We start from the raw sequence: 8196 nt of genomic DNA, 5'->3' as shown, positions 1-8196 counted from the left end.
TCTTACACAGCCCAAAGTGCGCCGCAATAGCGACTCTTGTTCGGGTGTTGGGTAAAATCGAAACGAATAGGCTTTTTCCATGTCTCACATTTTAGCATATATTTGGTAAATGCGCTAGTATTTAACGGTAAAGCCGTCGTTCTACGACGGGGTTTCAGACCCAAAATTTTCGATGAGACAATTTATCAAATTTTCGGTTCGAGAAATGAGCGAACGGTGAGTCACTAACCGACCTATCTCAACCCTAACAGCATCAAAACGTTGATCCCTAGGGTGATAGGATAAAAGCTGCCTGCCGATGGCTTCGCCCCTGGTTTGCTCAAGGATTACTTAGGATACTGACGCGGACTTTTTCACCATTTTGCAAAGGTTTACTACTATTAACGACGAAACGCTCCCCCGGTTCAAGTCCAGTGATAATTTCTACTTGACCGTCGAGCGCTTGACCGAGACGAACGGGACGTTTTTCCACTTGCGAGTTAGACTCGGAAAGGACGAAAATTGCCGCGGATTCCCCTTGACTGACAATTGCTGTTTCGGGAACAATCACCTGAGGGGCAGAATTATTATTAAACCGCACCCGGGCTAATAATCCCCCTTTGATTAAACCATCCCCATTGGGTAGAGTAATCTCCACAGGAATCCGCCGGGCCGTGCCTTGGCTGAGGGGAAAAATCCTGGTGATGCGACCGGAAAAATTTCTATCACCGAAAGCATCAAGGCTGACATTAACCTTTTGTCCTAAATTAATCGTTTTTAAATCCAATTCCGATAATAATACTACCACCTTGACCTGCTGAAAATCGCCAATTTTGAGGACTTCATCGCCGATACTGACTAAATCCCCCGGCTCTTTCAGTTTTTCGATAACTATCCCCGTCGCCGGTGATTTAAGAATAGCGTAGGCCTGACGTTGTTGTTCCTGAGCGATGACCGATTTTTGGGCGGCAATTCTGCCGATAATTGCCGCCACCACCTGCTCCTCGACTTTAATTCTTGATCGCCCGCTATTAACGGCTTTTAAAGCTACTGCTGCCGTAGTTTGGGCTGTTTCGGCCTGTTGCAGGGGAATCGCTCCTTCTAGGGCTAATTTTTGCTGGCGCTCGCCATCATTTTTGGCCTGTTGGTATTGTAGTTGTAGGCGCTCCACTTCAATTTCAGCGTTACTGACTTCAATTCTCGCCCGGGCTAATTCCGCTTCTAGGGACGACAGGGCGGCTTTTTCTTGCCGGACAACGGTGGCAAGGAGACGATCATCAACATGAGCGAGGATTTGTCCTAATTGCACCTCATCTCCCACATCGACGACGAGATTAAGTAACTGACCGGTGGCTTGCGATCGCAGAGAAACGACTTTTAAAGGTCGGGTAGTTCCCGTGTAATCGAGATTGCGTCCGATGGTTGCCGGTTTAGCCGTGGTGACGTTGACGGTAGTAGTACGGGCTGCCGGTGGCAGTGGTTGGGTTTCGGTCTGGGGAGAACAACTCGCGCTTAAGGATAAGATAACCAGAGCGGAAAGGATAATCGGAGTCGATCCCATGGCGATAATCTTGGTAGAAAGCTGCTTTTGAGTCGATGGTCGCTTATTCTTCGTCCCAAGCTTCTACCGCTACCACTTCGCTGAGAGGGTCTTGCATGGAGAAACCGAAATCGAGCAACTCTTGCTTCCAGTATGCCCAATCATCTCCGTATAAAAGAGCGAGTTTCCAGATACTATCGCTAGGTTTGACTACTTTTGCATCTATCCACTTGCTAACCTTGCGTTGAAACTTCACCATCGGGTGAGCTACAGCTTGTTTGGTCATAAATTCAATTGCTATGAAAACTTCGGATTTTGCGCTTCCCGACTAAACTAACTCAAGACTAAGACTTTTGCCATTGCAAAGGAGCGAGAAGCGCGTTTATTAACTTACTTGTACACCAGATCTCTGGTTTTAGGCAAGTCTTTTTGACCAAAAGTACGGTAATTACTACTATCGGGTTTGCGGCAAAAAGTTTTTCGGTGGTGGCAGGGTGTGGGGTTTTACCAGTTTTGAGGTGGCCAATTACCTAATTTTCAGGGAAAAAGTGCCTAAATTTCCCCCCGATCACTCCCATATCCAGTACTTTTTGATTGACAAAAGGTCTAAAAGTCTTAAAGCCCTACTATAGATTAGTATAACCAGAGGCCACAATCATGGAACCGATGCCTCGATCGGTGAAAATTTCCAGTAAAAGGGCGTGGGGAAGACGACCATCGATAATATGAGCAGCCTGAACTCCCTGGGCTAGCGATCGCACGCAGCAGCCAACTTTGGGAATCATCCCACCAGCAACGATGCCTTTTTGAATCAACTCCCGGGCCTGTTGGATATCCAATTTAGCCAATAAAGTGGAAGGATCTTTGTAATTCTCGAAAATTCCGGCTGTATCAGTCATCAAAATCAGTTTAGCTGCCCCTAAAGCCGCCGCTATTTCTCCGGCTACCGTATCGGCATTGATATTATGAGCTTGGCCGGTTTCATCGGCGGCCACACTGGAAATCACGGGAATATAGCCACTATTAACCAAGGATTCGACGACGCTAGTATCGACACTGCTCACTTCTCCCACAAAACCAATGCCCTCTTTACCCACGGGACGAGCAGTGATCAGATTGCCATCCTTACCGCATAATCCTACCGCTTTACCGCCGGCTTGATTGATCAGGGCAACAATTTCTTTATTGACGCGTCCGACTAGCACCATTTCTACCACATCCATGGTGGCGGCATCGGTGACGCGTAAACCGTCTTTAAATTGGGGTTCAATGCCTAATTTATCCAGCCAACTATTGATTTCTGGACCGCCACCGTGGACAATAACGGGACGAACTCCCACACAGGAGAGAAAAACGATATCTCGCATGACCGTGTCTTTGATATCGCTGTTATTCATGGCCGCACCACCGTATTTAACCACTACGGTACGACCGCGAAATTCTTGTATATAGGGTAGGGCCTCGCTGAGGATTTTCACCCGTTGGGCATCGTTTTCGTGGGTATTATTGTTCATGCTTTTTTACTTGTCTGATTCAGTGATCAGTTTAGCGGTTTCGGGTTTGACAAAAACTGTTCACCTTGAACGGATTTCTAGAAAGTCTTAGAGTTACAGAATTTTTCCACGCAACGGACAAAAATCTCGACTCCCATCGCTAACACCGATTCATCAAAATCAAAGCGGGGATGATGGTGGGGATAGGCTAATCCTAATTCGGGATTGGCAGACCCCAAGAAGAAATAACAGCCCGGTACTTCCTGTAAAAAGAAGGACATATCTTCCCCTCCCATGGTTTGACATTCGGGAACGATTCCGGCTGGGGTTTCCACCACTTGTGCGGCGATTGAGCGCACTAATTCCGCCATCTGATCATGATTGATTACCGGGGGATACAATTGCCAGTAATCGAATTGATAACTAGCCCCCTGACTTTGGCAGATGCCCGCGATAATTTCTGCCATCCGTTGTCGGAAATAGCCCCCTAACTGGGGATTGAAATAGCGCACCGTCCCACTGAGATTAGCACTATCGGCGATCACGTTTCTAGCGGTTCCCGCTGCTAATTTACCCACAGTCACCACGGCAGCATCGAGGGGGTTAAGGTTGCGGGCGACGATGGTTTGCAAGGCGTTGACGATTTGGGCCGCCACCAGTAGTGAATCGACGGTTTGATGGGGAATTGCCCCGTGGCCGCCCCGGCCTTGAATCTGGAGATCGAAACATTCCACCGCCGCCATTAAGGGACCATTTTTCACGCCCACTGTCCCTAAAGGCAGATTATTCCAGAGATGCAGCCCGATAATTCCGTCCACGTCGGGATTTTTCAGCACTCCCGCTTCGATCATCGGTTTCGCCCCCCCCGGCCCCTCTTCGGCGGGTTGGAAAATAATTTTTACTTTTCCCTTGACATGGTGACGGTTTTGTGCTATGTGAACTGCCGTGCCGAGGGCGATCGCTGTGTGGCCATCGTGACCACAGGCGTGCATTTGGCCCGGATGTTGGGAACAATAGGGGACTTGGTTTTCTTCGGCGATCGGTAGTGCATCCATATCGGCCCGCAGGGCTAAAACCGGCCCCGGTTGACTGCCTTCGATGGTGGCGACAATTCCGGTGCCGGCGATGCCAGTTTGATGCTCAATTCCGTATTTAGTCAGGGTTTGACTGATTAAGGAGGCGGTGAGGTGTTCTTGAAAGCCTAGTTCTGGTTTTTGGTGTATTTGTCGGCGCCAGTGAACCAATTGCGGCTGCAGGGAACGAATAGCAAGGCGAATTTGAGGGCAATTTAAGCTATTAGGAACGGGAAAGGAGGAAATCATCGGGTTCGGACGGCTAGATTTTTTGATCACCGGTTTCTAGTTTAACGTCAGGAGACACCCCACACCCTACACCCTACACCCCACACCCCTCTCCCCTCTCCCCTCTCCCTTCTTTACAAAACTTCATCGTAATTGGAGGGCTGGAAAGGGCAATCCTTGGGTAATAGGGGAAGGGAAAGGGGGAAAATATTAAAAAAAACTTAAAATTTTTATCTTGCTGCCCTTTATACCCTTAAAGCCTTGCTGTCTCTGATTTCCCGACGGTGAGAGGCTTTGAGCCATGGTCATCAATTCCTGACCAACTCGATCGAGTTATTGTTAAGTGACTGTTACAAAAAGACAGCAAAAAACTTAATAATATGTAACAAACAAAGTTTCGACAGCAGTGTATAAATTTAATTTGAGGGGCCAAGATAACAGACAAAAGTTAAGCTGGATACTTGTTTAACCTCCTTAAGTGATTTATGAGAGAGCCATGAAGTTTTTTCAGGTTTCTTAAAGTAGGTCGCAACAATCACGGTCAAGGCTCGTCCAGGCTCACCGTGAAATCCCTTAAGAGGGAAAACCATTTAATTGCAAGCAAATCCCATTTAAATTTAGGAGATTGTCACAATGTTTGACGCATTCACCCGGGTAGTATCCCAAGCTGATGCTCGCGGCGAATATTTAAGCTCTTCCCAACTAGACGCTCTGAGCGCCATGGTTGCCGACAGCAACAAACGGATGGACTCTGTTAACCGGATCACCAGTAACGCTTCCACCATCGTTGCTAACGCCGCTCGTAGCCTGTTCGCTGAACAGCCCCAACTGATCACCCCCGGTGGTAATGCCTACACCAGCCGTCGTATGGCCGCTTGCTTACGCGACATGGAAATCATCTTGCGCTATGTTACCTACGCTACCTTCGCTGGCGACGGCAGTGTTCTCGATGATCGTTGCTTAAATGGTCTTCGCGAAACCTATGTAGCTTTAGGAGTACCTGGAGCTTCCGTAGCCGCTGGCGTAAGCAAAATGAAAGAAGCTGCTTTGTCCATCGCTAACGATCGCAACGGTGTCACCCCCGGCGATTGCAGTGCTTTAATGTCTGAAATTGCCAGCTACTTCGACCGCGCCGCCGCTGCTGTCGCCTAGTCCCTGGGGCTAGTCTCAATTGAACCGTAGGAAACTTATTGCAAGATTATTGGGAGATACCAAACAATGAAAACCCCCCTTACCGAAGCCGTAGCAGCCGCTGATTCTCAAGGACGTTTCTTAAGCAGCACCGAAATCCAAGTTGCTTTCGGTCGTTTTCGTCAAGCTTCTGCCAGCCTCACCGCCGCTAAAGCGTTAACCGAAAAAGCTAATTCTTTAATCTCCGGTGCCGCTCAAGCAGTGTACAACAAGTACCCCTACACCACCCAAATGCAAGGGGCTAACTTTGCGGCGGACCAACGCGGTAAAGACAAATGCGCTCGTGACATCGGTTACTACCTCCGCATGGTGACCTACTGCTTAGTTGCTGGTGGAACCGGTCCGATGGACGAGTACCTCATCGCTGGTATCGACGAAATCAACCGCACCTTCGACCTGTCTCCTAGCTGGTACATCGAAGCCCTCAAATACATCAAAGCCAACCATGGTTTAAGTGGCGACCCTGCGGTAGAAGCCAACTCCTATATCGACTACGCGATCAACGCTCTCAGCTAGTCCGATCAAAAAAACTGCTGGTCTGGAAAGACAGGAGGTTGTTAGCAAAAGGGTTAGCAATCACCTGTTCTTCCAGACCTTGTTATATCCATATACAGTTAGTTTCAGGAGGATCGACGATGACTAGCTTAATGGCAGCCCAAAGACTGGGATTTGAACCCTACAACGGTTCCCCCCGCTTGGAATTACGCGCCACCGACAGTGATGAACAGGTAGAAGTGGTGATCCGCGGGGCCTATCGACAGATCTTGGGCAACGAGCATCTGATGTCCAGCGAGCGCCTGATCAGCCTAGAATCCCTCTTACGCAATCGTTCGATTAGCGTCAGGGATTTTGTTCGGGCGATCGCTCAATCAGAACTATATCGGCAGAAATTTTTCCACAGCAATCCCCAAAATCGCTTTATCGAGTTGAATTATAAACACCTGCTCGGTCGCGCTCCCTACGATCAAGCTGAGATCGCTTTCCACACCGATCTCTACAATCAACAGGGTTACGAAGCAGAAATTAATTCCTATTTCGATTCCCCCGAATACAACCAACATTTCGGCCAGAACATTGTCCCCTACTATCGTGGTTTCGCTACCCAGACGGGTCAGAAAACCGTCGGTTTTAGTCGGCTGTTCCAAGTCTATCGCGGTTATGCGACCAGCGATCGTGCGCCGTTAAAAGAGGGAAAACTGACCAGGGAACTAGCCTATAACAGTGCTTCCCCCGTTTATATTAACGGAACTGGTCAATCCTTAACCGGATTAGCTGGGGGCGATCGGGGCAAATTCTATCGCTTGCGCGTGGTTAGTGGGGCAAAAGCGGGAAGACAAACCCGTGTGCGTCGTAGTGTGAGCGAGTATCTCGTTGCCTACGAGCAACTATCGAACAAATTGCAAGAAATCAACCGTCAAGGCGGCCAGGTAATCGAACTGATCCTCGCCTAGCTTTGAGCGGTCAGAAATTGACATCCTCGCCGCACTTTTAGGGCGGCGATTCCTAAACCTCACGATTTAAGTTTCTGCTTCAACCACCGTTGCATACCACGGTTAAAAAACCATGTCCTGTCTTACACAAACTCCACAGACTTTCGCAACCTTTCAGAAGCCCGATTCCGTGTGTCCCACGGTACGGTTCTGACTAAACGCTTCTTGTACTTGTTGGGCGCGACTTTTTACCAGGACAAGCTTTTCTGAACGGAACCCCCTAAGCCGAGTTTTCAAGGTGCTGTCCGCCCACTTGGTTTTCGAGACGGTCTTTTTAATTCTAACGTAAAGCCAACCTAGAACGGCGGGGTTTCCCACCCAAAATTTTCGATGAATAATTTAGGGATATCCCTTAAGATGGGAATTACCCGTGAGCAATAGGGTAGAGGATTTTGGGCAACCGTTGAATACCTTAGCCATTGACCACGAGCGACTAAAAACAACCGTTTATAAACAAAAATTTAGCTTGTGCGACCGCATAAATATACCAAAATCGACCAACACCAAGACTATCCTTGTCCCTGTCGTCGGAAAGGGACATTATGCCCTATTTTATTGACCGATGCCTTTGGCTGCGATCGCTGTCAACAGATATTTGTGCTACAGGAAAACGGCCAAATTATCGAACAATTAGCCCCCCACTATCCCTATAAACGCACTTGGCGCTGGACGGGATTTCGTTGGGTGAGTATGAATCAGCGCCTTGGGGAAGGAGTCTTGCCCCTGATGATGGGGATAATTCTGTTATTATCGATCGTCTGGCTACCGTTAATTTTGAAATCACCGCCGGGGGTAAGCGTGATTTTTGGGGCAATTCTAGTTATGCTATTAGTTATTTTGCCCGCATTCATCTTTTGGTTAGCCTATCGACGCTAGACAAGAATCTTTGACATCCTCACCGCCGTAAAACGGACGGTGATTCCCAAACCTCACGATTTGGGTTTCTGCTTCTTTCCCTTGCGGGGTTTCGCACCGGCCTTAACAGATTTACTCTGTTCTGGTCTTATGGTCGCTCTACAGACTGACACCGCAAGTCCTGCGGCCAAAATATTTTTACTGGCGTTAATATCTCGGTCATGGTGTGTCCCACAGTCTGGACAGTCCCATTCTCGAACATTTAACGGCATTTTCTCAGCAATATACCCGCAATTACTACACCTTTTAGAACTAGGAAACCATCTATCTACTTCGATGTAATTTCT

10 protein-coding genes are annotated in these 8196 nt (G+C 48.3%); 4 read left to right on the top strand and 6 right to left on the bottom strand.

Annotated features, from left to right (window positions below):
- The 5 genes from IM319_RS07095 to IM319_RS07075 all read right to left on the bottom strand — a co-directional run.
- A partial coding sequence (locus IM319_RS07095) for a helix-turn-helix domain-containing protein (RefSeq protein WP_287674144.1) occupies nt 1–81 on the bottom strand: 81 nt, incomplete at its 3' end.
- Nucleotides 82–319: 238 nt separating this feature from the next.
- Complete coding sequence (locus IM319_RS07090; RefSeq protein WP_287735116.1) at nt 320–1540, bottom strand: efflux RND transporter periplasmic adaptor subunit; 1221 nt, start codon at nt 1538–1540, stop codon at nt 320–322.
- 43 nt (nt 1541–1583) lie between these two features.
- Nucleotides 1584–1805: a DUF4327 family protein gene (locus IM319_RS07085; RefSeq protein ID WP_286824362.1), complete on the bottom strand. Its 222-nt coding sequence runs from the start codon at nt 1803–1805 to the stop codon at nt 1584–1586.
- Nucleotides 1806–2145: 340 nt separating this feature from the next.
- The gene (argB, locus tag IM319_RS07080; RefSeq protein WP_287685056.1) at nt 2146–3033 is read right to left on the bottom strand and encodes an acetylglutamate kinase; all 888 of its coding nucleotides are present in this window, start codon (nt 3031–3033) and stop codon (nt 2146–2148) included.
- Nucleotides 3034–3110: 77 nt separating this feature from the next.
- Nucleotides 3111–4334: a M20 metallopeptidase family protein gene (locus tag IM319_RS07075; RefSeq protein ID WP_287735114.1), complete on the bottom strand. Its 1224-nt coding sequence runs from the start codon at nt 4332–4334 to the stop codon at nt 3111–3113.
- Between the two features lie 612 nt (nt 4335–4946).
- On the opposite strand from IM319_RS07075, the gene IM319_RS07070 reads away from it, so the two are divergent.
- From IM319_RS07070 to IM319_RS07055, 4 genes are all read left to right on the top strand, one after another.
- On the top strand, nt 4947–5465 hold the full coding sequence (locus IM319_RS07070) for a phycocyanin subunit beta (protein WP_004268967.1): 519 nt from the start codon (nt 4947–4949) through the stop codon (nt 5463–5465).
- 66 nt (nt 5466–5531) lie between these two features.
- Nucleotides 5532–6020 carry a phycocyanin subunit alpha gene (gene cpcA / locus IM319_RS07065; RefSeq protein ID WP_158199253.1) on the top strand — a complete coding sequence of 163 codons (489 nt, stop codon included), beginning with the start codon at nt 5532–5534 and terminating at the stop codon, nt 6018–6020.
- 119 nt (nt 6021–6139) lie between these two features.
- Nucleotides 6140–6955 (top strand): phycobilisome linker polypeptide, encoded by an 816-nt coding sequence (locus IM319_RS07060; protein ID WP_287735112.1) that lies wholly within the window; start codon nt 6140–6142, stop codon nt 6953–6955.
- Nucleotides 6956–7462: 507 nt separating this feature from the next.
- A complete protein-coding gene (locus IM319_RS07055; RefSeq protein WP_287079960.1) occupies nt 7463–7870 on the top strand; it encodes a hypothetical protein in 408 nt (135 codons plus the stop codon).
- Nucleotides 7871–7923: 53 nt separating this feature from the next.
- Here IM319_RS07055 and IM319_RS07050 read toward each other — a convergent pair.
- A partial coding sequence (locus IM319_RS07050; protein WP_287721842.1) for a zinc ribbon domain-containing protein occupies nt 7924–8196 on the bottom strand: 273 nt, incomplete at its 5' end.

Source organism: Microcystis sp. M113S1 (genome assembly GCF_020246945.1).
Lineage (GTDB): Bacteria > Cyanobacteriota > Cyanobacteriia > Cyanobacteriales > Microcystaceae > Microcystis.
Note: the sequence above shows the minus strand (reverse complement) of the source record. Positions and strands in the feature narration are given on the sequence as shown.